Source organism: Rhizobium ecuadorense, from assembly GCF_001187535.1.
GTDB classification, from domain to species: Bacteria; Pseudomonadota; Alphaproteobacteria; order Rhizobiales; family Rhizobiaceae; genus Rhizobium; species Rhizobium ecuadorense.
In genome coordinates, this window is sequence record NZ_LFIO01001737.1 from 1 (window position 1) to 20,448 (window position 20,448).

At 62.9% G+C, this 20,448-nt stretch carries 23 protein-coding genes and 3 pseudogenes; 17 read left to right on the top strand and 9 right to left on the bottom strand.

The features are described from left to right. Positions 1-51 precede the first annotated feature (51 nt). Together AF337_RS45905 and AF337_RS41340 are read left to right on the top strand one after the other, a co-directional pair. Positions 52-186, top strand: a pseudogene (locus tag AF337_RS45905) (VOC family protein); the annotation flags it as partial. Next, positions 183-314 (top strand): hypothetical protein, encoded by a 132-nt coding sequence (locus AF337_RS41340; RefSeq protein WP_244471372.1) that lies wholly within the window; start codon positions 183-185, stop codon positions 312-314. The pseudogene AF337_RS45905 and the gene AF337_RS41340, both read left to right, overlap by 4 nt. 18 nt (positions 315-332) lie before the next feature. On the opposite strand, the gene AF337_RS34625 is transcribed toward AF337_RS41340, so the two are convergent. The 3 genes from AF337_RS34625 to AF337_RS34635 form a co-directional block, all read right to left on the bottom strand. Further along, positions 333-878, bottom strand: coding sequence for a YbhB/YbcL family Raf kinase inhibitor-like protein (locus AF337_RS34625; protein ID WP_049735630.1), 546 nt, complete (start codon positions 876-878; stop codon positions 333-335). Between the two features lie 38 nt (positions 879-916). After that, entirely contained in the window at positions 917-1,771 is an 855-nt protein-coding gene (locus AF337_RS34630) for a helix-turn-helix domain-containing protein (protein WP_049735631.1), read from the bottom strand. A 269-nt stretch (positions 1,772-2,040) separates the two neighbouring features. Continuing rightward, the gene (locus AF337_RS34635) at positions 2,041-2,937 is read right to left on the bottom strand and encodes a LysR family transcriptional regulator (RefSeq protein ID WP_049735632.1); all 897 of its coding nucleotides are present in this window, start codon (positions 2,935-2,937) and stop codon (positions 2,041-2,043) included. Between the two features lie 86 nt (positions 2,938-3,023). Between AF337_RS34635 and AF337_RS34640 the strand changes: the two are divergent. From AF337_RS34640 to AF337_RS34650, 3 genes and pseudogenes are all read left to right on the top strand, one after another. Next, a pseudogene (locus AF337_RS34640) lies at positions 3,024-3,290 on the top strand (Atu4866 domain-containing protein); the annotation flags it as partial. Positions 3,291-3,329: 39 nt separating this feature from the next. Further along, entirely contained in the window at positions 3,330-4,181 is an 852-nt protein-coding gene (locus AF337_RS34645) for an oxidoreductase (RefSeq protein ID WP_193393693.1), read from the top strand. Positions 4,182-4,222: 41 nt separating this feature from the next. Continuing rightward, on the top strand, positions 4,223-4,957 hold the full coding sequence (locus AF337_RS34650) for an SDR family oxidoreductase (protein WP_049735634.1): 735 nt from the start codon (positions 4,223-4,225) through the stop codon (positions 4,955-4,957). A 13-nt stretch (positions 4,958-4,970) separates the two neighbouring features. Here AF337_RS34650 and AF337_RS34655 read toward each other — a convergent pair whose 3' ends face one another. Next, positions 4,971-5,534 carry a methylated-DNA--[protein]-cysteine S-methyltransferase gene (locus AF337_RS34655; RefSeq protein ID WP_049735635.1) on the bottom strand — a complete coding sequence of 188 codons (564 nt, stop codon included), beginning with the start codon at positions 5,532-5,534 and terminating at the stop codon, positions 4,971-4,973. Here AF337_RS34655 and AF337_RS46605 point away from each other — a divergent pair. The 5 genes from AF337_RS46605 (at position 5,517) to ybaK (ending at position 8,305) form a co-directional block, all read left to right on the top strand. Beyond that, on the top strand, positions 5,517-5,816 hold the full coding sequence (locus AF337_RS46605) for a hypothetical protein (protein ID WP_244471373.1): 300 nt from the start codon (positions 5,517-5,519) through the stop codon (positions 5,814-5,816). The two genes, AF337_RS34655 and AF337_RS46605, sit on opposite strands and share 18 nt — an antisense overlap. Positions 5,817-5,827: 11 nt before the next feature. Beyond that, complete coding sequence (locus tag AF337_RS46610; protein ID WP_244471374.1) at positions 5,828-6,112, top strand: hypothetical protein; 285 nt, start codon at positions 5,828-5,830, stop codon at positions 6,110-6,112. Positions 6,113-6,331: 219 nt separating this feature from the next. Next, positions 6,332-7,390, top strand: coding sequence for a succinylglutamate desuccinylase/aspartoacylase family protein (locus tag AF337_RS34665; RefSeq protein WP_049735677.1), 1,059 nt, complete (start codon positions 6,332-6,334; stop codon positions 7,388-7,390). An 80-nt stretch (positions 7,391-7,470) separates the two neighbouring features. After that, positions 7,471-7,821: an ArsC family reductase gene (locus AF337_RS34670; RefSeq protein WP_049735678.1), complete on the top strand. Its 351-nt coding sequence runs from the start codon at positions 7,471-7,473 to the stop codon at positions 7,819-7,821. A gap of 10 nt (positions 7,822-7,831) precedes the next feature. Continuing rightward, positions 7,832-8,305, top strand: a complete 474-nt coding sequence (ybaK, locus tag AF337_RS34675) for a Cys-tRNA(Pro) deacylase (RefSeq protein ID WP_049735636.1) — start codon at positions 7,832-7,834, stop codon at positions 8,303-8,305. A gap of 2 nt (positions 8,306-8,307) precedes the next feature. Here ybaK and AF337_RS34680 read toward each other — a convergent pair whose 3' ends face one another. Continuing rightward, positions 8,308-8,751, bottom strand: a complete 444-nt coding sequence (locus tag AF337_RS34680) for a MarR family winged helix-turn-helix transcriptional regulator (RefSeq protein ID WP_049735679.1) — start codon at positions 8,749-8,751, stop codon at positions 8,308-8,310. Positions 8,752-8,830: 79 nt separating this feature from the next. On the opposite strand from AF337_RS34680, the gene AF337_RS34685 reads away from it, so the two are divergent. Then, the gene (locus AF337_RS34685) at positions 8,831-9,514 is read left to right on the top strand and encodes a glutathione S-transferase family protein (RefSeq protein ID WP_049735637.1); all 684 of its coding nucleotides are present in this window, start codon (positions 8,831-8,833) and stop codon (positions 9,512-9,514) included. Between the two features lie 227 nt (positions 9,515-9,741). Next, positions 9,742-10,995, top strand: a complete 1,254-nt coding sequence (locus tag AF337_RS34690; RefSeq protein WP_049735638.1) for an aminopeptidase — start codon at positions 9,742-9,744, stop codon at positions 10,993-10,995. On the opposite strand, the pseudogene AF337_RS34695 reads toward AF337_RS34690, so the two are convergent. Beyond that, a pseudogene (locus AF337_RS34695) lies at positions 10,943-11,854 on the bottom strand (EamA family transporter). The gene AF337_RS34690 and the pseudogene AF337_RS34695 sit on opposite strands and share 53 nt — an antisense overlap. Before the next feature lie 81 nt (positions 11,855-11,935). Here AF337_RS34695 and AF337_RS34700 point away from each other — a divergent pair. Continuing rightward, complete coding sequence (locus tag AF337_RS34700; RefSeq protein WP_049735680.1) at positions 11,936-12,436, top strand: MarR family winged helix-turn-helix transcriptional regulator; 501 nt, start codon at positions 11,936-11,938, stop codon at positions 12,434-12,436. Positions 12,437-12,721: 285 nt separating this feature from the next. Here the strand turns inward: AF337_RS34700 and xseA are convergent, their stop codons facing one another. Continuing rightward, positions 12,722-14,305: an exodeoxyribonuclease VII large subunit gene (gene xseA / locus AF337_RS34705; protein ID WP_049735639.1), complete on the bottom strand. Its 1,584-nt coding sequence runs from the start codon at positions 14,303-14,305 to the stop codon at positions 12,722-12,724. 298 nt (positions 14,306-14,603) lie between these two features. Between xseA and AF337_RS34710 the strand changes: the two genes are divergently transcribed. Continuing rightward, positions 14,604-14,849, top strand: a complete 246-nt coding sequence (locus AF337_RS34710; protein WP_049735640.1) for a hypothetical protein — start codon at positions 14,604-14,606, stop codon at positions 14,847-14,849. 23 nt (positions 14,850-14,872) lie between these two features. Here the strand turns inward: AF337_RS34710 and AF337_RS34715 are convergent, their stop codons facing one another. Next, on the bottom strand, positions 14,873-16,714 hold the full coding sequence (locus AF337_RS34715) for a hypothetical protein (RefSeq protein WP_049735641.1): 1,842 nt from the start codon (positions 16,712-16,714) through the stop codon (positions 14,873-14,875). A gap of 161 nt (positions 16,715-16,875) precedes the next feature. Between AF337_RS34715 and AF337_RS34720 the strand changes: the two genes are divergently transcribed. Both AF337_RS34720 and AF337_RS34725 read left to right on the top strand, forming a co-directional pair. Next, positions 16,876-17,883, top strand: coding sequence for a glycosyltransferase (locus AF337_RS34720; protein WP_049735642.1), 1,008 nt, complete (start codon positions 16,876-16,878; stop codon positions 17,881-17,883). Beyond that, positions 17,880-18,257, top strand: a complete 378-nt coding sequence (locus tag AF337_RS34725) for a GtrA family protein (protein ID WP_049735643.1) — start codon at positions 17,880-17,882, stop codon at positions 18,255-18,257. The genes AF337_RS34720 and AF337_RS34725 overlap by 4 nt, the downstream gene beginning before the upstream one ends. A gap of 15 nt (positions 18,258-18,272) precedes the next feature. Here AF337_RS34725 and AF337_RS34730 read toward each other — a convergent pair whose 3' ends face one another. After that, the gene (locus AF337_RS34730) at positions 18,273-19,259 is read right to left on the bottom strand and encodes a Gfo/Idh/MocA family protein (RefSeq protein ID WP_049735644.1); all 987 of its coding nucleotides are present in this window, start codon (positions 19,257-19,259) and stop codon (positions 18,273-18,275) included. 236 nt (positions 19,260-19,495) lie between these two features. On the opposite strand from AF337_RS34730, the gene AF337_RS34735 reads away from it, so the two are divergent. Beyond that, positions 19,496-20,443: an aldo/keto reductase gene (locus AF337_RS34735; RefSeq protein ID WP_049735645.1), complete on the top strand. Its 948-nt coding sequence runs from the start codon at positions 19,496-19,498 to the stop codon at positions 20,441-20,443. The last annotated feature ends 5 nt before the right edge of the window (positions 20,444-20,448 follow it).

The following is a 20,448-nucleotide window of genomic DNA, read 5'->3' on the forward strand; positions in this document are numbered from 1 at the left end:
TTCCCTCCATGCCAAGGAAGATATTGCACCATCAAATGCCGGGACTAAACACCTAAACTGATGCCGTGGGGCAATCGGTCGGTGCAGTTCCGCGATCCGGACGGAACGCTTGTCGCGCTGTTCATGCCGTTTAGTGAAGCGGCAAAGAAGCGCTTTGCATCGCGATCATCGCTCACGGCGGCGTGAGCTTTGCCCGCAGTCTGATCGGCCAGGGACTGGTCGATCAGTTTGCTCTGCTTGTGATCCCCGTGGCGCTGGGCAAAGGCCTGTCGTTATTCTCCGGCGCGGTGGCGAATATCTATCGGCCGGCCTGACCCGCCGGCCGGCCGGTTTCAGCGGCCGTAAGTGACTTCGACGGAGGCCTTGTCGAGCGTATTTGCCCTGACATAGTAGCCGACCATGGCGCCCGGCGCGGTATCGGGAAGCGGCAGCTTGTCGACCGAGAGCGCGTAGACGGTGAACTGGTAATGGTGCGGCGCATCGCCGGTCGGCGGGCATGCGCCGCCATATCCGGATACGCCGAAATCCGTCCGGCCTTCCACGGCGCCTGTCGGAAGCTTCTTCTCACCGCTGGCGCCGGTAGCGATCTTCGAGGCATCGGCGGGAATGTTGAAGACGGACCAATGCCACCAGCCCGAGCCGGTCGGAGCGTCCGGATCGTAAGCCATGACGGCGAAGCTCTTGGTTCCATCAGGCGCACCCGACCAGACCAATTCCGGCGAGATATTCTTGCCCGTGCAGCCGAAGCCGTTGAAGACCTGCGCATCGGCCATGGATTTGCCTGAAGTCAAATCCCTAGAGGTGAGCTTCATTTCGGCCTGTGCGGCCGTGGCGCCGAAGACGGAGGCGGCGAGAAGGACTGCTGTTATGAGACGCATGCTGTTTTCCTGCGGTTGGTGATGCAGGAAAACTAGCGTCAGCCCGGGAGCATATCTGCCCCGCTCCGCTCAACTTCTGCCCCGATCCGCTCAAAGTGCTCCGGTCCGCTGCGCACGTGGCGCGGATTGACGCCGAACCGCTCCTTGAACCGCGCCGAGAATTGCGACGGCGAGTCGTAGCCGACTTCGAGCGCCACCTGCGCCATCGGCAGGGTTGTCGTTTGAATGAGGGCCAGGGCGCGATTCATCCTTGTATCGCTCAAAATCTCGCTGAAACCTGTCTTCTCGGCGGCCAGCTTACGCCTGAGCGTCGCTTCGCTCATGTTGAACGCGCGCGCCGCCTGCCCCAATGTCCAATCGAAGGCCGTATCACTTTCAATCATCTGCCTCAGCCGATCCTCGAGCCGAGGACTTTGGCATTGGCCCAGCACCGCTCCACTGAGCGCAAACCAGGTGATCAGTTCCATCAACCGAGCCTTGGCAATGGCGGCGGGAAGCCTCGTCAGATTGCCGGGCTGACAGCAATAGTCAAACAATGCCGCCGCTTCCTCCGGCAGGTTCGGGGCACTTGCCGGGACAGGCCGCGATGGAACGGCGATCGATCCCATACTGAGATAAGCGTCCTCGAAAAGCTGTCTCGGAACAGGAAGCGCCAGGGTCTGGTACTTCTGCGGCGCCTTGGGGATGTTCTCCATCGTCAACGGCCGATAGTCGGGCAGCAGGCCATAGGCGCCGGCCTCGAGGCGCAAAGCCTTATCATCCGCCATAACGATCTTCGTTCCCGACTGCACCTGGATCAGCAAGGGGCTCGTATTGACGAGGCGATAAAAACAGGCCCGACCGCCCTGGCGGATCAAGGCCCTGGTCGGAACGGAAAAGACGTCTTCCAGCATATGGTCTCCGGCAACGGAATGGGGCAGAGCGCTACCGTCTCCCTCTGGGGGATACCAAAACCGAGTGCGAGCGGCAACCTTGGGCCGGGGCACAGCTCCCATTCTAGCGATTGTCGGGCCGTCCGGCATAAGCGACCGATGCGCACAGCCTCCGCGGCTGCCTCTGGCATCGGGATTCGAATCTGGATAGTTCTTCTGCAGCAATGGTTTGCCTGACGGCAGAGGGACTTCCGCAGCCGACAGTCTTCCGCCGCGGCGACGGGCCCTATCTACCGCCTGCCGGGGGCGCGGATATGGTCCACCAGCGCTCGCAGCTTCAGCGGCTGCCGCTGGCGTCTGGGATAATAGAGATAGAAGCCCGGAAAGGGCGGGCAGAAATCTTCGAGCAGCGGCATGAGTTCGCCGCGCTCGACATAGGGCTGAAAGGTTTCGACCATGCCGAAGGTGATGCCGGCGCCGGCGCAGGCCATGCGGATCATCATGCCCATGTCGTTGGTCGTCACCGCGGGATCGACGGAGACGTCGAAGTCGCGATCATTCTCGGTGAATTCCCAGCGATAGGGCGCGGTATCCGGGCGCGGCCGCCAGCCGATGCAGGCATGGTCCTGGAGTTCGCTTGGATGGCGGGGATGGCCGCAGCGCTCGAGGTAGGCGGGGGATGCGGCGGCGCATTGCCGCTGCGGCGCGGAGACGGAGATGGCGATCATATCCCGCTCGATGACTTCCCCCAGCCGGACCCCGGCGTCGAAGCCCGCCTCGACGATATCGAATTCGTCGTCGGTGACGGTGATATCGAGTTTGATATCGGGGCAGGCCTGCAGGAAGCCGGCCAGCAAGGTGCCTGACAGAAAACTCTCGGCGATCGAGGAAACGGTGATCCTGAGCAAGCCGCTCGGGCGCGCCTGCATGTCCCGCACCGTCTGCATCGCGTCGCTAACCTGCCGCACCGATGGGCGAACCGCCTCGAAGAAGACTTCGCCGGCTTCGGTGAGGCTGACGCTGCGCGTCGTGCGTTGAACAAGCGCGACGCCAAGGCGATCCTCCAGGCGCTGCAAAGCCTGGCTGACGGCGGAGCGGGTGACGCCGAGCCGCTCGCCGGCCAGCCGGAAATTGCGCGCTTCCGCCACTGCAAGAAAGACCGAAATGCCTTCGAGATCATCGACCATTGGTTAGAATTTCTAACCAAGGCATCTCCGATTGGCAACTTAATCATCGTCACCGGCCGCATTATGTTCAATCCCGTCAACGCGCGAAGCATCAACAAACAAGCGAGAACACGATGCAGCACCATCCCTATGTCGGCATGTGGGTCACGGATAACGGCCGTGTGCGCCACGAACTTCTGGCCAACGGCCGTTACGACGAGGCCCGCGGCAACCGGGAGAGCGCCTATCGAGGCCGCTACGAAGTCACCGGAAGCCACATCGAATACTGGGACGACACCGGCTTCACCGCCGACGGCGATTTTGTCGACGGCGATACTCTCCATCATGGCGGCATGGTGCTTCGCCGCAAATAACCCGTCACTCGGGATAAGGGCCGTTTCCGGCCGGAAAGGATGACGACCATGTCTTCCACCACACCCATCTGGTTCATAACAGGCGCTTCGTCCGGTCTCGGCCGGGCGCTTGCCGAAGCGGTTCTCGCCCGTGGCTGGCGCGCCGCCATAACCGCGCGCACACCCGAGGCATTGAGCGATCTCACGGCAGAACACGGAAACCGCGCACTTGCTCTCGCACTCGATGTGACGGACAGCCGCTCCGTCGCCCGCGCGGTTCATGATGCCGAGGCGCATTTCGGGTCGATCGACGTGCTCGTCAACAATGCCGGCTACGGCTACCTCGCGGCGATCGAAGAGGGCGAGAATGCTGAGATCCGCGCCCAGTTCGAGACCAACGTCTTTGGCTTGATAGATGTGACCAGGCAGGTCCTGCCGGGAATGCGGGCACGCCGGCGGGGGCACATCTTCAACGTCTCCTCGCTCGGCGGGCTCGTCGCCTTCGCTGCCACCGGCTATTACCACGCCACCAAATTCGCGGTCGAAGCCCTGTCGGAATCGCTGTCCCATGAGGTCAAGCCACTCGGCATCGATGTGACGATCCTCGAGCCCGGCGCCTTCCGCACGGACTGGGCCGGCCGATCGATGGTCGAATCCAGGACTGTTATCGACGAGTATGCCGAGACATCGGGCAAGCGGCGCCAGGCCACCCGTTCGGTCTCCGGCAAACAGCCGGGCGATCCGGCGCGTGCCGCAGCCGCGATCATATCGGCATTCGAGGCGGAGGAGCCGCCGCTGCGGCTGCTCCTCGGCGCACCCGCCCTGAAGATCGCCCGCGAGCGGCTCGACGCGCTGCGGGCAAATTTCGACGCCTGGGCGGAGACGACGCTGAGCGTCGATTTCCCCAGTTGATCGCACACCCGAGGAAACCTCAGCCTGAAAAGGAGCTTGAAATGTCTGGTATCGAAGGAAAAGTCATTGCCATCACCGGCGCCAGCAGCGGCATCGGAGAGGCCGCGGCAAGGGTGCTGGCTGCCGCGGGCGCCCATATCGTGATCGGCGCACGCCGCAGCGAGCGGCTGCGGGCGCTCGCCGGCGAAATCGAATCCAGGGGCGGCAGCGTGCGCCTGAGAAAACTTGACGTCACCGACCGTTCCGAGGTTGATGCCTTTGCAGGTTTTGCGAGATCCGAATTCGGCCGGTTGGACGTCATGGTCAACAATGCCGGCGTCATGCCGCTTTCGCCGCTTGCGGCCCTCAGGGTCGACGAGTGGGACCGGATGGTCGATGTCAACATCAAGGGCGTGCTCTATGGCATCGCCGCAGCCCTACCGATCATGAAGGCGCAGGGATCCGGGCAGATCATCAACCTGGCTTCGATCGGCGGCCACAGCGTCTCGCCAACGGCCGCCGTCTATTGCGCGACGAAATTTGCGGTGCGGGCGATTTCGGACGGGCTGCGGCAGGAGACCGATTGCATCCGCGTGACCGTCATTTCTCCCGGCACGACGACATCGGAACTGGCCGACACGATCACCGATCCGACGGCGCGAGACGCCATGAGAGCTTTCAGGGCGGTGACGATCAGCCCAGAGGCGATCGCCAATTCGATCCTCTATGCCGTCAGCCAGCCCGATGACGTCGATGTCAGCGAGATCATCATCCGGCCAACGGCCAGCCCGCATTGAGTTGCCGTCACGCCTAAAACCCCAGCGATTGCTGGGCGGGCGGCGGCGGGGCGAGGTTGACGCCTTCGAGCTCCAGCATGCGGGTCTTCGACGACGAACCGCCGGGAGCGGAGAAGCCGCCGATCTTGCCGCCAGCCGCCAGCACCCGGTGGCAGGGAATGATCAGCGCGACAGGGTTCTTCGCCATCGCCTGGCCGACGTCGCGGGCGGCTTCCGGCCCGGCGCCAAGCTCCTTCGCCAGCGCGCCGTAGGTGGTCGTGCGGCCCCAGCCGACACGCCGTGCCGCCGCGTAAATATCCCTGAAGAAGGCATCCTGCCCGGCAAGATCGAGTTCGACGCCGGAAAAATCCGTTTCCTCGCCCTGGAAATAGCGCTTCACGGCGGCGACCGTTTCGAGCACCGCAGGCGTCGGCGCGCCGGGTTCGGCCTCAGGCAGGCGGCGCAGCAACAGCCGCTCGGTCGCTTCCGCTGACTTCGTCGGCAGCTGAAAACGGGTGATGCCGGCGTCGCTCCAGGCAATGCCGCAGAAACCGCCCGCGGTTTCGAAGATGAGATAGTGATGGATCGTCTGGGCCATGACGCAGCCTCCGCGTTTTCGATTACCACCAAAATCGTACGGGACGGCCGCTGTTTCAACCCGATTCTTGCGCATCTCGTTCTTTTTTTGTTCTTGATATTCTCCCTTGCCGGCGTATCTTTCACCCATTTTGGAGCGCGAGGCGGTCATGACGACCTGACAGGCATGGACCAGATTTCCTTCGATTTCGACCATGGTCAAAATCGGCGCGGGCGGGCGGACGAAAACCGGAACGGCGGCCACAGGGCAAAACCTTCTGCCTTTCCGCAACGCCGCGACTGACGACGCTGCATGTGAGCGTTATCGGCATCGGCGACTATGACGTGTTGCCGGAGGACGTGATCTTTGTGGCCCGGCAGGCCGGCGCCACGGTCGAGGGCGCGCCGATCGCGGTCACCTTCGACAGGATCATGAGCTTCAGGCGGGAAGACAAGGCGCGGCCGCTGGTGCTCTGCAGCAAAGGCGGGCCGATGCCGCTCATGCGCCTGCATGTCCAGTTGGGCGTCGGCATGCAAAATACCGGATTGCGTCACCAATATCGATCGCAATTTCACGCCGCATATGACGCTGCTCTATGACCGCAAGGCGGTGCCGCCAACCCGGCTCGACCAACCTGTTTCGTGGACGGCGCGGGAATTCTGCTGATCCACAGCCTTCTCGGAAAAACCGAACACCACATCATCGATCGCTGGCCGCTGCTCGCCTGAGGCACCGTGCCCGGTCAGACTTGCGCTTGCCGGATATCCGCGGATAAAGCTGGAAGAGCCGTTTGGATGGCAATGCGGAGCGAAGACAGCATGGACGTTTCAGAGATCATCATCCCAGGCGATACGCCGGGGACGGAGTGGCGGTTGCCGGTGCTGCGTTTCGCCGGCCGCAATGCGAAGGCGCCGAAGATCTATATTCAGGCGGCACTGCATGCCGGCGAGCTGCCGGGAACGGCGCTCCTGCATTTCCTCTGCGAGAGGCTGCGGCAGGCGGAAAGCGAAGGCGGGATCGCCGGCGACATCACCATCGTGCCGCAGGCCAATCCGATCGGGGCGGCGCAGTCGCATTTCGGTGATTTGCAGGGCCGTTTCGACCTTAACTCCCGCACCAATTTCAACCGGGATTTCCCGCTGATCTCCCTTGCCGACCGGGTGACGCTGATCGAAGACCTCGACGATTACCCGGCTACCGACAGGTTGAAACGACAGCTCCTGCATATGGCGCTCCGCGCCGATCTCGTGCTCGATCTGCATTGCGACGACGAATCGCTGCAATATGCCTATATCGACGAGGCCTTCTGGCCTGAAGCGGCCGATCTTGCCGGCGCGCTCGACATGCAGGCCGTGCTGCTTTCCGATGGCGAAAGTTCGGCCTTCGAGGAGGCCGTCGGTTTTGCCTGGAAATACGAGGTTCCCGGCGAGCGCCGGTCCCGGCTGCCGGGCAGGCTTTCCGTCACCGTCGAGCTGCGCGGCAAGCGCGACGTCGATCCGCTGCTGGCGAAGCAGGATGCCGACGGGCTCTGGCGTTTCCTTGCGGCGCGAGGGATCGTCAGCGGCGGGACGACGCCGACGGAATTTTCCGGTCCCGCCGTGCCGCTCGACAATGTCGAAATCCTCAGGGCGCCCGAAGGTGGGGCCGTGCTTTTCCATCGCAAGATCGGCGACAGGGTTGCTGAGGGCGAGCTTCTGGCGACGATCGTCACCCGGCCGGGGCAGCCTGATGGCAGCATCGACCTGCATGCGCCGCAGGACGGGCTGATCCTGACCCGGACATCCGACCGGCTGGTGCGGCGGCGCGGCGACCTGATGAAGATCGCCTGCGGCGGTCCCAGCAACGCCGCTCGCAAGGCCGGCGCACTGGAGAATTGAGCGGCGGGGATATATGCCGCATGGCGTTTGCGCCGCCCGTCACGCATGTTATCCCGTCGCATCACAGGAGATCGATCGGCATGACCGTCACCATCTACGGCATCAAAAATTGCGACACGATGAAGAAGGCCCGCAGTTGGCTGGAAGCTCACGGCGTCGCCTATGAATTTCACGATTACAAGGCATCAGGCATCGACCGCGCCCATCTCGAATCCTGGATCGATCAGGCCGGCCTCGATACCGTCCTCAACCGCGCCGGCACCACGTTTCGCAAACTGCCCGATTCCGAGCGCGAGAATCTGAGCCGGGAAAAGGCGATCGCGCTGATGCTCGATCAGCCGTCGATGATCAAGCGTCCGGTGCTGGCGGCGAAGGGCAAGCTGCTGGTCGGCTTCAAGCCGGAGGTTTACGCCGGCACGTTCGCGGGATGATCGGCGGCCAATGTCCAAGACCACGCGCGCGACACAGCTTCTTTCCCAGGCAGGCGTCGCCTTCACCGTCCATACCTATGATTACGATCCCGGCGCCGAGCGCGTCGGGCTGCAGGCGGCCGAGGCCTTGGGCGAAGAGCCGCATCGGGTGCTGAAGACGCTGATGGCCGAGGTGGACGGCAAGCCGGTCTGCGTCGTCGTGCCGTCGGATCGCGAGGTCAGCATGAAGAAGCTCGCCAGTGCCTTTGGCGGCAAGTCGGCCAATATGATGAAGCCGGCCGATGCCGAGCGACTGACGGGCTATCATGTCGGCGGCATCAGTCCCTTCGGCCAGAAGAAGACCGTGCCGACGGCAATCGAGGAAGCCGCCCTTGCCGAACCGCTCGTCTATATCAATGGCGGGCAGCGCGGGCTGCAGGTGCGGCTCGACCCGAAGGAGGCGCTGAAGGCCTTGAAGGCGATCGCTGCACCGTTGGTCGCCTGATCTTAGAGAAAACGGTCGAGCAGGCCGGCAAGCGTCTTCGCCTCGTTTTCGGCAAGCTTGCAGCCAATATGGGTCTCGATCGCGCCGCCATAAACGGTCCACATGCGCTCGCGGAGCTGCCGGCCGGCCTCGGTGATCACAACCCAGCGGCCGCGCCCATCCTCGGCGAAGACCTCGCGCCGGACGAGGCCCTCCCTTTCCAGCCGGTCGATCAGGCGGGAAAGATTATACTGCGCAAGCAAAGTCCGCTCTTCGATCTCATAGGGGCGCAGCCTGCCTTCCCCGGCGCGCGCCAGTTCCCACAGCACGTCATACCAGGCAAGCGGCGGCATGCCGGCCGCCTTCAGCTCGGATTCGATCGCGCCGAGCAGGCGCTCGCGGACGCGCATGATGCTCGTCCAGGCAAGGGTGGAGGCTTCGCTCGGTTTCGGCATTTTCTCAGGCATAAATGCAATTACATCTATCTTGAATTCCGTCGCAAGCGCTATTAGATGCATTTGCATAGATTGTGATCAGGAGATTTCCATGAGCAGGCTTACCCTCATCAGCCATCATCTCTGCCCCTATGTGCAGCGCGCCGCGATCGCGCTTCTCGAGAAGTGTGTGCCTTTCGAGCGCATCAACATCGATCTTGCCGACAAGCCGAACTGGTTCCTGAAAATTTCGCCGCTCGGCAAGGTGCCGCTGCTCAGGATCGAGGAGGAGGATGGCAGCGGGGCCGTCCTGTTCGAAAGCAGCGTCATCTGCGAATATCTGGAGGAAACGCAGCCAGGCGTCGCGCTGCATCCCAAAGACGCGCTGACGCGTGCCTTCAATCGCGGCTGGATGGAATTCGGTTCGTCCTTGCTGTCCGATCTCTGGGGTTATGAAACGGCACAGGATGAACTGCAGCTGGAGGCCAAGCGCAAGGCGCTCATTGCAAAGTTCACGACGCTCGAAGGGGTGCTGGGCGACGGGCCTTATTTTGCCGGCAGCAGCTTCGGCCTGGTCGATGCCGTCTTCGCGCCGGTCTTCCGCTATTTCGATCTCTTCGATACGCTTGGCGACAGGGGCATCTTCGAAGGGCTCAAGCGGATGAAGCGCTGGCGCAAGGCGCTGTCCGAGCGCGCAAGCGTGAAGGCCGCCGTCGGCGAGGATTACCCGCAGCGGCTGACGGAATTTTTGGAGAAGCATAACTCGATCCTGCTCAGGCTGCCTGCCGCCGCCTGAAGCGCAACTGGCGGCCGGACATCCATCCGGCCGCCGGCAATTCGGCGACACGACACTTCATTTTCGCCGCAAACGGGTCTAAGTCTGCCAGCCTCTTGGACCGGTTCAGCTTTTCACGGAAGCGCAGAACCGCTCCAATCTTTTGGATCTACGCAATTCCGGACGGAAAACCGCTTCGCACTTTTCCTGGAATTGCTCTAGCGTCGATGACAGAAGGCAGGTTGAACATGACTTTCATGCCCCAGAGCCAGAACACCATTGATCCCGTCAAGCTGGAGAAGCTTGCTGAGGTCGCCGTCAAGGTCGGGCTGCAGCTGCGCAAAGGTCAGGATCTGGTCGTCACCGCACCTGTGGTGGCGCTGCCGCTCGTTCGGCTGATCACCAAGCACGCCTATCAGGCGGGCGCCGGCCTCGTCACCGCCTTCTATTCCGACGAGGAAACGACGCTGGCGCGCTATCAGCACGGCAGCGACGAGAGCTTCGACCGCGCCTCCGACTGGCTCTATGAGGGCATGGCCAAGGCCTATGACAACGGGGCGGCGCGCCTTGCGATCGCCGGCGACAATCCGCTGCTGCTGTCCGAGCAGGATGCCGGCAAGGTCGGCCGCGCCAATCGCGCCACATCGACCGCCTACAAGCCGGCGCTGGAAAAGATCTCGAATTTCGACATCAACTGGAACATCGTCTCCTATCCCAATCCGTCCTGGGCCAAGGTGGTCTTCCCCGGCGATCCTGAACCGATCGCCATCGCCAAGCTCGCCAAGGCGATCTTTGCCGCCTCGCGCGTCGATGTCAGCGATCCCGTCGCCGCCTGGGCCGAACACAATGCCAATCTGGCCAAGCGCTCCGCCTGGCTGAACGGCGAGCGCTTCGCTTCGCTGCATTTCCAGGGACCGGGCACCGACCTGACGGTCGGACTTGCCGACGGGCATGAATGGCATGGCGGCGCTTCCACCGCCAAGAACGGCATTACCTGCAATCCGAACATCCCGACCGAGGAAGTCTTCACCACGCCGCATGCGCTGCGCGTCGAAGGCCATGTTTCCAGCACCAAGCCGCTGTCGCACCAGGGCACGCTGATCGACAATATCCAGGTGCGCTTCGAGGCAGGGCGCATCGTCGAGGCGAAGGCATCGCGCGGCGAAGAGGTCCTGAACAAGGTGCTCGATACCGACGAAGGTGCGCGCCGGCTCGGCGAAGTGGCGCTCGTGCCGCATTCCTCGCCGATCTCGGCGAGCGGCATCCTGTTCTACAACACGCTGTTCGACGAAAACGCCTCGTGCCACATCGCGCTCGGCCAGTGCTATTCCAAGTGCTTCCTGAACGGCGCGACACTGAGCCAGGAGGAGATCAAGGCGCAGGGCGGCAATTCCAGCCTGATCCATATCGACTGGATGATCGGCTCGGATAAGGTCGATATCGACGGCGTCAAGCCGGATGGTTTGCGGGTTCCGGTGATGCGGCAGGGCGAATGGGCCTGACCGGCATCGTCGCGCGCTGACTGAGCCAGACGCTGGCAAGGACCATGGCGAAGCCGGCGATCTGCGCCGGCGCCAGGCTCTGGCCGAGCGCCAGCCAGCCGAGCAGCGTGGCGACGACGGGGCTCAGAAAGCCGAGCGAGGCGACCGCCGAGGGCTCGATGCGCGACAGGCCGCGAAACCACAGAAGATAGGTGAAGGCCGCGCCGATCAGGCCGAGATAGGCAATGCCGGCGATATTTGCGACGGTCGGTTCCGGCAGCGCCGGTTCGAGGAAAAGCGCAAAAGGCACCAGCAGGATGCCGCCTGCCGTCAATTGCCAGGCGGTGAAGGTGAGGTTTGACACCGGCGGCGCCCAGCGCCGCGTCAGCACCGTGCCGAAGGCCATCGAGACGGCGCCGGCAAGACCGGCGGCAACGCCCGCAGGATCGAGCCCCGCCTTCGGCGTCAATACCAGCAATCCCACGCCGGCCATGCCGGCAAGACCCGCCAAGACGGCAAGCGGCCGGATCGGCTTGCCGAGGAAAAGCCGCGACAGCGCGATGACGATCAGCGGCTGCACCGCGCCGACCGTTGCGGCAACGCCGCCCGGCAGCCGGTAGGCCGAGACGAAGAGCATCGCCCAGAAGAACGCGAAGTTCAGCGTGCCGAGAATGAAGGCCCTTCTTCACCAGATGCCATAGGGCAATTTTCTCACCAGCAGCAGAAGCAGCAGCCCGGCCGGCAAGGCGCGCAGCATCGCCACCGTCAGCGGATATCCGGCCGGGAGAAATGCGGTGGTGACGATGTAGGTGCTGCCCCAGATGGCGGGCGCAAGCGCGGTCGCCGCAAGATCGGCGGTGCAACGGCTATTTATCTTCATTTCAAGAATCTCTATTTCAAGATAAATCCATTTTACCCGGTTTTATCTTGACGTCAAGATAATGGATGTTATCGATGGATGATGAGCAAAGACAGCAAGCCGGATCACGTCGACAGGATCCTGGCGCAATGGCGCCAGGAACGTCCGGATCTCGACGTCGAACCGATGGGCATCCTCGGACGCCTGAAGCGCCTCGGCACCCATCTCGGCCGCGAAGTGGAGGCGGTGCTCATGAAGCACGGGCTTTCCACCTCCGCCTTCGACGTGCTGGCCACGCTTCGCCGCTCCGGCGCGCCGCACCGGCTCTCGCCGGGCGAACTCCTGGAGATGACCATGGTCAGCTCCGGTACGATGACCAACCGCATCGACCAGTTGGAGAAATCAGGCTTCGTCGAGCGCATCGTCAACCCGGATGACAGGCGCAGCGTGTTGATCGCGCTGACAGATAAGGGGCTGGCGACGGTGGAAGCGGCCGTCGATGCGCATGTCGCCAATCAGCACCGGCTGACGGGGAACCTGAGCGCTGCCGATAAGGCGGAACTCGACCGGTTGCTCAGGAAGTTTCTTTCGGATTTCGAGTAGTTTCCACTATGTGGCGGAGTGCTTGCGGCATGGATGCTCGGGTCAAGCCCGAGCAGGACGGAGGGTGGGGGACCCGAGCGGCAAGATAGGGACGTCCGAAGGAATTTCAGTAAAATGGGCCAGCAGTTCTGCGTCGGAATCGCGCAAAATAAAACACGCCAATTTCAACAAAATCACCGCTGCGCTTGCATTCCTTGCCGCATAGGCACCCTCACCCTCCGTCGTCCTCGGGCTTGACCCGAGGACCCATGGCCGCAACCAGCGCGTCGGCCGCTAGGACCCGCTCTAAAACAGACTTCCCTGCTTCGACGGATCGCCGGTTTCCCTGGCAGGCCGCTTCCTCAGCGAGGCAGGCGGTGCGCCGTCTTCCGTGGTCACCGCGCCGATGCGGCCGTCGGAAAATTCGATAGAGACTGCGGCACCTGTCGAAAGAGCTGAAGCCTGCGACACCGGCCTATTCTCATCGTCGCGGATCACCGCGTAGCCGCGCTTCAGCACATTCTTGTAGGAGAGCGACTGCAGCACGCGATCCTGCGCCGCAAGTGCTGCTTTTGCCCGGATCAGTCGATGGGATGTCGCGGTGTCGGCGTGCCGGATGAGATTGGCGAGGTGGTCGCGGGCGCGGCCGGTCTGCGCCTGCAGGCGGGCTGGGAGCGAGGCGAAGACCGCCTCGGCGCGGCCGACGCGGGATTTCGAGCGGTCGATCAGCCGCTCGACCATGCGCTCGGCCCGCACCATCCGCTCGTTCAGAGTCTGCCGCCGCTCGGCGATGCGGTTGGCCAGCACATCGGGGCGCAGATGCGCGGCGACGCGCTCGAAGCCGCGGCGCTTGTTGATGGTGTTGAGTTCCAGTCCGCGGCCAAGGCCGGCCGCCGCCTCATCGAAACGCCGGCGCGGCAAGGCAAGAAGCTGGTCGAGCGACGGCAACGCCCGCATCAGAGCGCGCACCGACTGGCGGCGCTGGTCCATCTGCCGGTTCATGCAGCCCTGCAGCCGCGCGGCAAGGGCAGCGGTTTGCGCCTCGAGCTCCGCCTTGACCGGCACAGCCATCTCGGCAGCTCCTGTCGGCGTCGGGGCACGGACATCGGCGGCATAGTCGATCAGCGTCCAGTCGGTTTCATGGCCGACCGCCGAGATCAGGGGTATCCGGCTTTCGGCGGCCGCACGCACGACGATCTCGTCGTTGAAACTCCAGAGATCCTCAAGGCTGCCGCCGCCGCGCGCGACGATCAACACGTCCGGGCGGGGGATGGCGCCTTTCGGCTCCAGCGCGTTGAAGCCGCGAATGGCGTTCGCCACCTCCTCGCCGGATCCCTCGCCCTGAACCTTCACCGGCCAGACGAGGACATGCACGGGGAAACGATCGGAGATCCGGTGAAGAATATCGCGGATCACGGCACCTGTCGGCGAGGTGACGACGCCGATCACCCTGGGCATGAAGGGCAGCCGCTTCTTGCGGGCGGCATCGAACAGGCCTTCGGCGCCGAGCCTGCGCTTGCGCTCCTCGATCAGCGCCATCAGGGCGCCGGCGCCGGCCGGCTCCAGCGTCTCGATGACGATCTGATATTTCGAGGAGCCGGGAAAGGTGGTGACCTTGCCGGTGGCGATCACCTCCATACCCTCTTCCGGACGGAACTTCAGCCGCGAGAAGGTGCCTTTCCAGATGACCGCGTCGATGCGGGCGCGATCGTCCTTCAGCGCGAAATAGGCATGACCCGAAGAATGCGGCCCGCGATAGCCTGATATTTCGCCGCGCACACGAACCTGGTCGAAGGCCGTTTCGACGGTGCGCTTGATCGAGCCGGAAAGCTCCGAAACCGAATATTCGGCAAGGTTGGTCGGCGAATCGCTGTCGAAGAGGTTGCTCATCCCTTCTTTTTATGTCGATCGGCGGCAAACGGGAAGGTCGGTATCGGCGCAGCGAGCCTGTTTTCCCGGCTGTCGAAGTCGGCGGCGGCGGGCACATGTGGTCGCGGCAGCCTGGCGGGTGAACAGCGAAATCGGGTAAATCCGTTTGGTTGCGGAACGCATCGTTAGAATGCGCGTTATAGATGAAAGGGATTGCTAACCACCGCAATACAAAGGCTTTTCGGCGGGGAGTGCCGGTAAATCTTTGTTAGCTGGCGCTTCCTATGCTTCCCCTCGTTATCACTGGGAAGGTGCTGAAATGATTATTCTCACAGCAGCAGCATTGGGCATCACCGCCGGGCAAACGCGCTCGGCCGCCGCGATCGCGTTGGTTGCCGCGCTGATCGGAATAACCTTCGCGGTGGCGGCGATCACCTCGCCCGGGCCGGTCTCCATCCTGGCCTTCGTCTATGCCGTTCTCGGCTATAATGGCGGCCTCATGCTCTTCGTTCTCGGGCTCTTTGCCAAAACGCGGCTTCGCCCCGCGACGCGCGTTTCCCACTAAAGGCTAGCCGAAAACTGCCGGCGTCAGTTCACCGCCGGCCGATAGCGAAAGAACTGAACGCCCACCTCAGCCGCCTTCGGAAGCGGCTCCAGATAGGGCGGAATATTGCCTTTGCCGAGTTCCGCGTAGAGCCCATCCGGTTTCAGCTTGGCGATCTCCCGGGTCTGCAGGTCGGCGGGGCAGAAGCCAAGCACCGTCACATCAGCCCCCTTCAGGAAGGCTTCCGCCTCCTGCGGCTCCGCCAGACCGATATGCAGTTCCGTCAGCATGCCGCCCTGATTGCGGTGATAGGGCGCGGAAAGAACCCGGTTCTGCGTGAAACGGAGGATCGGCACGCCCATTTCCGAGGGTGCGGAGACCAGGCCGGCCGGAAGCCCGGCGAGCGGCGCCAGCGCCGCTTTCGATGTGCAGGAAAGCAGCTTTTCTGTCGCCAGCTTCTGCGCGCCATTCTCCAACTGCAGCGAGGCAAGTCCGCCGCCGAGTGCCCAGGCGGCCGGAACGCTGGCCAGCACCGTGACGATATAGACGAAGGCGGCGGCAACGTTCTCGCTGTCGCTGTTGGAGATCCGCCTGATATCGATGATCAGCAAGGCAAGCGGCAGAATGGAGAGCAGGTTCGAGAAAGTGCTGCCGCGCACCTGGACCAGCGCGATCGCAAAGCTGGTGGCGAGCAGGAAGAGCAGAACCAGATGGATCTGCATGCGGTCGCGCCGAACGATGCGGAAGATGCAGACCGTGATGCCGAACAGACCGGCCGCATAGAAACCACCGATCGCGAAGGGATCGGTGCGAGCGAGAGCGAAGGCCGACTGCGCTTCCGACACATTCCTCAGCCAGAGCTCGACCAGCATCGGATCGAGACCGGCGAGCGGGTCGCTCAGGCATTGCGGCGCAATCACCATCGCCGAACCGAGAACGCCGGCGCCGACGAGGCCAAGCGCTGCAAAGCGCAATGGCCGGCGCAGGCGGCTCGCAAAAACCGCCGAAAACAGCAGCAGCCCGCCGCCGATCGCCGCCAAGCTGTAATAACCGAGCGAGAGATTGTCGCAGGTGACCGTCGAATAGAGCCGGGGCGGCACCGTTGCGACAAAGAGGATGCTGATCGCAATCGCCAGCGCCAGGCCGAAGGCCTTAGCGGCGGCGGCGAATTTCTCCCCTTCCCAGGCCCAGAGCACAGCGATGGTCAGACAGACCGCGGCGACGAAAGGCGTCGTCTCGGCGCCGATGGCAATGGCGATGGCCGCCGCGATACCGGCAACCGCATAACTCCAGCCGTGCCGCTCAGGATCCAGCAGCATCGCCACCATCGTCGCAACCAGCGCCAGCTGCGCATTGTGATGATCGATGGCTCCAGGCGCGAAACGGTTGCCGGTGTAGATCGCAAGACCGGTCATGCCGAGACAGATATGCATGCCGGCAATACCGCCGATACGCCGGCCGGCAACGGCCATGGCGAGCATGGCGGGCAGGACGAGCGAAACCGGCCAGACGGCAAGCGCCAGCGCCTCGGCCGTCTCGCGGGGCGCAAACAGGCCGAAGAACCAGATCAGCGAAGCGATCGGCAGATCGATCAGCCGCGACCAATGCATCAGCGTGCCGCCACCGAGGCCGAGGCGATATTGCATCAGATCGAACCATCCCTGTCCGGCGAGAAAATCGCGAACCTCGATGAGACGCATTCCGTCGTCATTGTCGGGACCGACATAATCGGTGGCGGTAAAAAGCTTGGCGACGAGGAGGATGGTGGCGAGAACGACGCTATAGGCGATGACGGTTGGCCACAGGCGCATCATCAACCTGCCCAGTCCGCCCCTTTGGGCAGTGGTCACGGATGCGGCATTGGCGATCGGCTGCACGGCGTTCATCGTGGTTAGCGCTTCGTTTCGAGATGGCCGAAGCTTAGCCGTCGCCGATCAAGAAAGTGTAAAGCCGCTTGCGGCGGCTACCGATTTTGCCTGCGTCATAGGGTCTTATTAACGGCGGGTGATTTAGGCTGCGTGCGGCTTTCAGTGTAACGAGTAGAGTCATGGCCCGATCGCGTACCGATAATCCGAATATTGCCGTCCTGCTTCCCTGCTATAACGAGGCAGCGACAATCGGCCCTGTGGTGCGGGGTTTCCGCGCGACGCTGCCGGATGCGGCGATCCACGTCTACGACAATAATTCCACCGACGGCACTGCGCTGCAGGCGATGCTTGCCGGCGCGCATGTCGTGCGCGAGCGGCGGCAAGGCAAGGGCCACGTCGTGCGCCGCATGTTCGCCGACATCGACGCCGACATCTACATCATCGCCGACGGCGACGGCACTTACGCGCCTGAGGATGCCGAAGAGTTGGTGCGCACACTGCTGACCGAGCGGGCCGACATGGTGGTGGGAACCCGACGCGGCGTTCATGCCGATGCCGGCCGTCAGGGCCACGCGCTCGGCAACCGGCTTTTCAACCTGCTCTACCGGACGATCTTCGGCCCCGACTTCACCGACATCTTTTCCGGCTACCGCGCTTTCTCGCGCCGCTTCGTCAAGAGCTTCCCGGCGGTATCGGGCGGCTTCGAGATCGAAACCGAAATGTCCGTGCACGCCTCGCGGCTGAAACTGCCGGTCAGCGAGCTGGAACTCGATTACGGCCGCCGGCCGGAAGGCTCGCATTCCAAGCTTTCGACCTTCCGCGACGGCGGCAGGATCCTCTGGATGTTCGCGATGCTGATGAAGGAGACGCGGCCCTTCGCCTTCTTCAGCACGATCAGCGCCAGCTTCATGCTGGCGAGCCTCGGCTTCATGGCGCCGGTGCTGGCGGAATATTTCCAGACGGGCCTCGTCAGCCGCATGCCGACCTGGGTGCTGTCGATGGCGCTGATGATGATCTCCTTCATGCTGTTTACCGCCGGCGTCATCCTGGATTCGGTAGCCCGTGCCCGCGCCGAACAGCTTCGCATCCATTATATGAACCTGGAGACGCCAAGTGCGGTCAAGGCACCGCTCAGCCAGACAGCGCCGGTATCGCGCACGCGTCCCGGCAAGGCGGATGCGGCGTGAGAAAGCTCATCCGCTTTACCATCGCCGGCGGAATCGGCTTCCTCGTCGATGCCGGCATGCTGTCGGCGCTGCTGCATCTGACGTCGCTTGGGCCGTTTCTGGCACGGCTGGTGGCGATCGCTTGCGCAATGGCAGTGACCTGGGTTTTCAACCGGCGCTACACTTTCGATCGCTCCGGCCGGACGCTCGCCGCCGAAGGCTTCCGGTACGGCTCGATCGGGGTGACGGCAGCGCTCGTCAATTATGGGCTTTATTCCACGCTTCTGCTGTCGCTGCCGGCACTTCAGCCGCTGGCAGCGATGGTGATCGCCAGCATCGCCTCGATGGTGTTCAGCTTCTTCGGCTATTCGCGCTTCGTCTTCCGCGCCGAATAATTCTCGAAATATGCGCTAGACGGCTTCCCAGCCGTCCTTCTCGCTGGCCCGGTAGATCGCGTCGATCACCTTCTGGTTCAATTTCGAATTTTCCAGCGTGACGAGCTCTTCCTTGTTGTCCTTCACCGCCCGGGCGAAGGCTTCGACCTCACGCTTGTACTGGCGGCTGTCCTGGAAGCGGAAGATGCGCGATTCATTGTGGCTGCGGTCGGCAAGCTCGATCTCCTCAGGCCCCCAGCGATTGGCGTTGAACGGCGATTTGACCTCGATGTAACCGTCGGTGCCGTGGAAGACCATGACCTGGCGGTTGGCCATCTGCGTCGAGATATAGAAGCTCAGCTCGAAGTCGCCGAAATCGGCTTTGACGCTCGAATAGATATCCGTGCCGAATTCGGGATCGCGCTCGGTGACCGCCTGGATCCGCAGCGGTTCCTTGCCGGTGGAAAACCGCGTGCCCATGACGGGATAGACGCCGATATCGGGAAGGCCGCCGCCGCCAAGCTCGGGAACGTTGCGCATGTTGGCGGGATCGCGGTTGAAATAGGTGAAGGCGCCCTGCACATGCCGGAGCGAACCGATCGCACCCTCGTCGATCAGCGCGCGCACCTTCCGCCAGACCGGGGAATAGGTGATCATGTAGGCTTCGGTGACCACCACGCGGTTGCGGTCGCGGGCGGCGATCACTTCGTCGATATCGCCTGCCTTCAGCGCCAGGGGCTTCTCGCAGAGCACGTGCTTGCCGGCATCGGCTGCTTTGATCGACCATTCGATATGCTGCGAGGTCGGCAGCGGGATGTAGACCGCGTCGATGAGATCGGAGGCCAGCATCTCCTCATAGGAGCCGAAGGCATGCGGCACGGAGAAACGGTCGGCCATCTCCCTGGCACGTGTAAGATCACGGCTGGCAATCGCCGTGACGACGCAATTTTCCGCGTCCTGGATTGCGGGAACGACATTGTCGCGGCCGATCTTCGCCGTTGAAATGATACCGAAGCGCAGCATATCCAAACCTCCCAAACAGATTTCCGCGAACCATATTCAGGCCTCAGCTGCGGCGCAATGGCGCGGGCTGAAATCACGGAAGTTTGCCTTCCCGGATGCCCGCAATGCGCTAAGTTCTTCCGAATCGTCAGAGCATGATGTCGTCCGAAAACCGCTTACACGTTTCGGCATCATGCTGCGGGACGGCGTTCTGCCGTATCCGCGATTTCAATCATTGCAGAATTTTGGAGAGCGTCATGGAAATGCGCCGGCTTGGAAAAACAGGTCTTTCGGTCGCGCCGATCGTGATCGGCGGCAATGTCTTCGGCTGGACGGCCGACGAGAAAACATCCTTCGCCATTCTCGACGCCTTCTTCGATGCGGGGCTGAACACGATCGACACGGCCGATGTCTATTCCGCCTGGGTTCCGGGCAATAAGGGCGGCGATTCCGAGGAGATCATCGGGCGCTGGCTGAAACAGGCAAGCGTCTCCCGCGATAAGGCCGTGATCGTCACCAAGGTCGGCTCGGACATGGGACAGGGCAAGACGCTGAAGGAGAGTTATGTCCTCAAGGCGGTCGAGGATTCGCTCAGTCGACTGCAGACCGATTATATCGACCTCTATCTCTCGCATTGGCCGGATGCCGATACGCCGCACGAGGAAACGCTCGGCGCCTATGCCAAGCTGAAGCAGCAAGGCAAGATCCGCGCCATCGGCTGCTCGAATTATGATGCAGCGCTGCTGCAGGCTTCCTTCGACGCTGCCGAAAAGGCCGGTCTGCCGCGTTACGATGTGGTACAGCCGGAATATAACCTCTATGAGCGCTCAAGCTGCGAGGGGCCGCTCGCCGAGCTTTGCATCAAGGAAGATATCGGCGTCATCACCTATTTCAGCCTCGCCGCCGGCTTCCTCACCGGCAAATACCGCAGCAAGGCCGATACGCAGGGCCGCGCCCGCGAGGGCCGCGTCTTGCAATATCTCGATGACAAAGGCCTGCGCATTCTTGCCGCACTCGACAGGGTATCCGCTGAAACCGGCGCCAAGCCCGCGGAAATTTCGCTCGCCTGGCTTTTGCGCAAGAAGGGCGTGACAGCGCCGATCGCCAGCGCCACCAGTCTTTCGCAGCTTGAAAGCCTGGCGAAATCGGCGACACTTGCCCTTTCCAATGACGCGATGGCGCTGCTCGATGAAGCCGGCCGCTGAAAGAG

What these genes read in the sequence shown, in the direction of transcription:
- AF337_RS46605 (WP_244471373.1), top strand. Translation starts at nt 5,517, where the DNA reads ATGGATCGTCTGGGCCATGACGCAGCCTCCGCGTTTTCGATTACCACC.
- AF337_RS34665 (WP_049735677.1), top strand. Translation starts at nt 6,332, where the DNA reads ATGGACGTTTCAGAGATCATCATCCCAGGCGATACGCCGGGGACGGAG.
- xseA (WP_049735639.1), bottom strand. Translation starts at nt 14,305, where the DNA reads ATGAGCAACCTCTTCGACAGCGATTCGCCGACCAACCTTGCCGAATAT.
- AF337_RS34685 (WP_049735637.1), top strand. Translation starts at nt 8,831, where the DNA reads ATGAGCAGGCTTACCCTCATCAGCCATCATCTCTGCCCCTATGTGCAG.
- AF337_RS34710 (WP_049735640.1), top strand. Translation starts at nt 14,604, where the DNA reads ATGATTATTCTCACAGCAGCAGCATTGGGCATCACCGCCGGGCAAACG.
- ybaK (WP_049735636.1), top strand. Translation starts at nt 7,832, where the DNA reads ATGTCCAAGACCACGCGCGCGACACAGCTTCTTTCCCAGGCAGGCGTC.
- AF337_RS34735 (WP_049735645.1), top strand. Translation starts at nt 19,496, where the DNA reads ATGGAAATGCGCCGGCTTGGAAAAACAGGTCTTTCGGTCGCGCCGATC.
- AF337_RS34730 (WP_049735644.1), bottom strand. Translation starts at nt 19,259, where the DNA reads ATGCTGCGCTTCGGTATCATTTCAACGGCGAAGATCGGCCGCGACAAT.
- AF337_RS34670 (WP_049735678.1), top strand. Translation starts at nt 7,471, where the DNA reads ATGACCGTCACCATCTACGGCATCAAAAATTGCGACACGATGAAGAAG.
- AF337_RS34630 (WP_049735631.1), bottom strand. Translation starts at nt 1,771, where the DNA reads ATGCTGGAAGACGTCTTTTCCGTTCCGACCAGGGCCTTGATCCGCCAG.
- AF337_RS34645 (WP_193393693.1), top strand. Translation starts at nt 3,330, where the DNA reads ATGACGACCATGTCTTCCACCACACCCATCTGGTTCATAACAGGCGCT.
- AF337_RS34680 (WP_049735679.1), bottom strand. Translation starts at nt 8,751, where the DNA reads ATGCCTGAGAAAATGCCGAAACCGAGCGAAGCCTCCACCCTTGCCTGG.
- AF337_RS34625 (WP_049735630.1), bottom strand. Translation starts at nt 878, where the DNA reads ATGCGTCTCATAACAGCAGTCCTTCTCGCCGCCTCCGTCTTCGGCGCC.
- AF337_RS34650 (WP_049735634.1), top strand. Translation starts at nt 4,223, where the DNA reads ATGTCTGGTATCGAAGGAAAAGTCATTGCCATCACCGGCGCCAGCAGC.
- AF337_RS34720 (WP_049735642.1), top strand. Translation starts at nt 16,876, where the DNA reads ATGGCCCGATCGCGTACCGATAATCCGAATATTGCCGTCCTGCTTCCC.
- AF337_RS34690 (WP_049735638.1), top strand. Translation starts at nt 9,742, where the DNA reads ATGACTTTCATGCCCCAGAGCCAGAACACCATTGATCCCGTCAAGCTG.
- AF337_RS34700 (WP_049735680.1), top strand. Translation starts at nt 11,936, where the DNA reads ATGAGCAAAGACAGCAAGCCGGATCACGTCGACAGGATCCTGGCGCAA.
- AF337_RS34715 (WP_049735641.1), bottom strand. Translation starts at nt 16,714, where the DNA reads ATGAACGCCGTGCAGCCGATCGCCAATGCCGCATCCGTGACCACTGCC.
- AF337_RS34635 (WP_049735632.1), bottom strand. Translation starts at nt 2,937, where the DNA reads ATGGTCGATGATCTCGAAGGCATTTCGGTCTTTCTTGCAGTGGCGGAA.
- AF337_RS34655 (WP_049735635.1), bottom strand. Translation starts at nt 5,534, where the DNA reads ATGGCCCAGACGATCCATCACTATCTCATCTTCGAAACCGCGGGCGGT.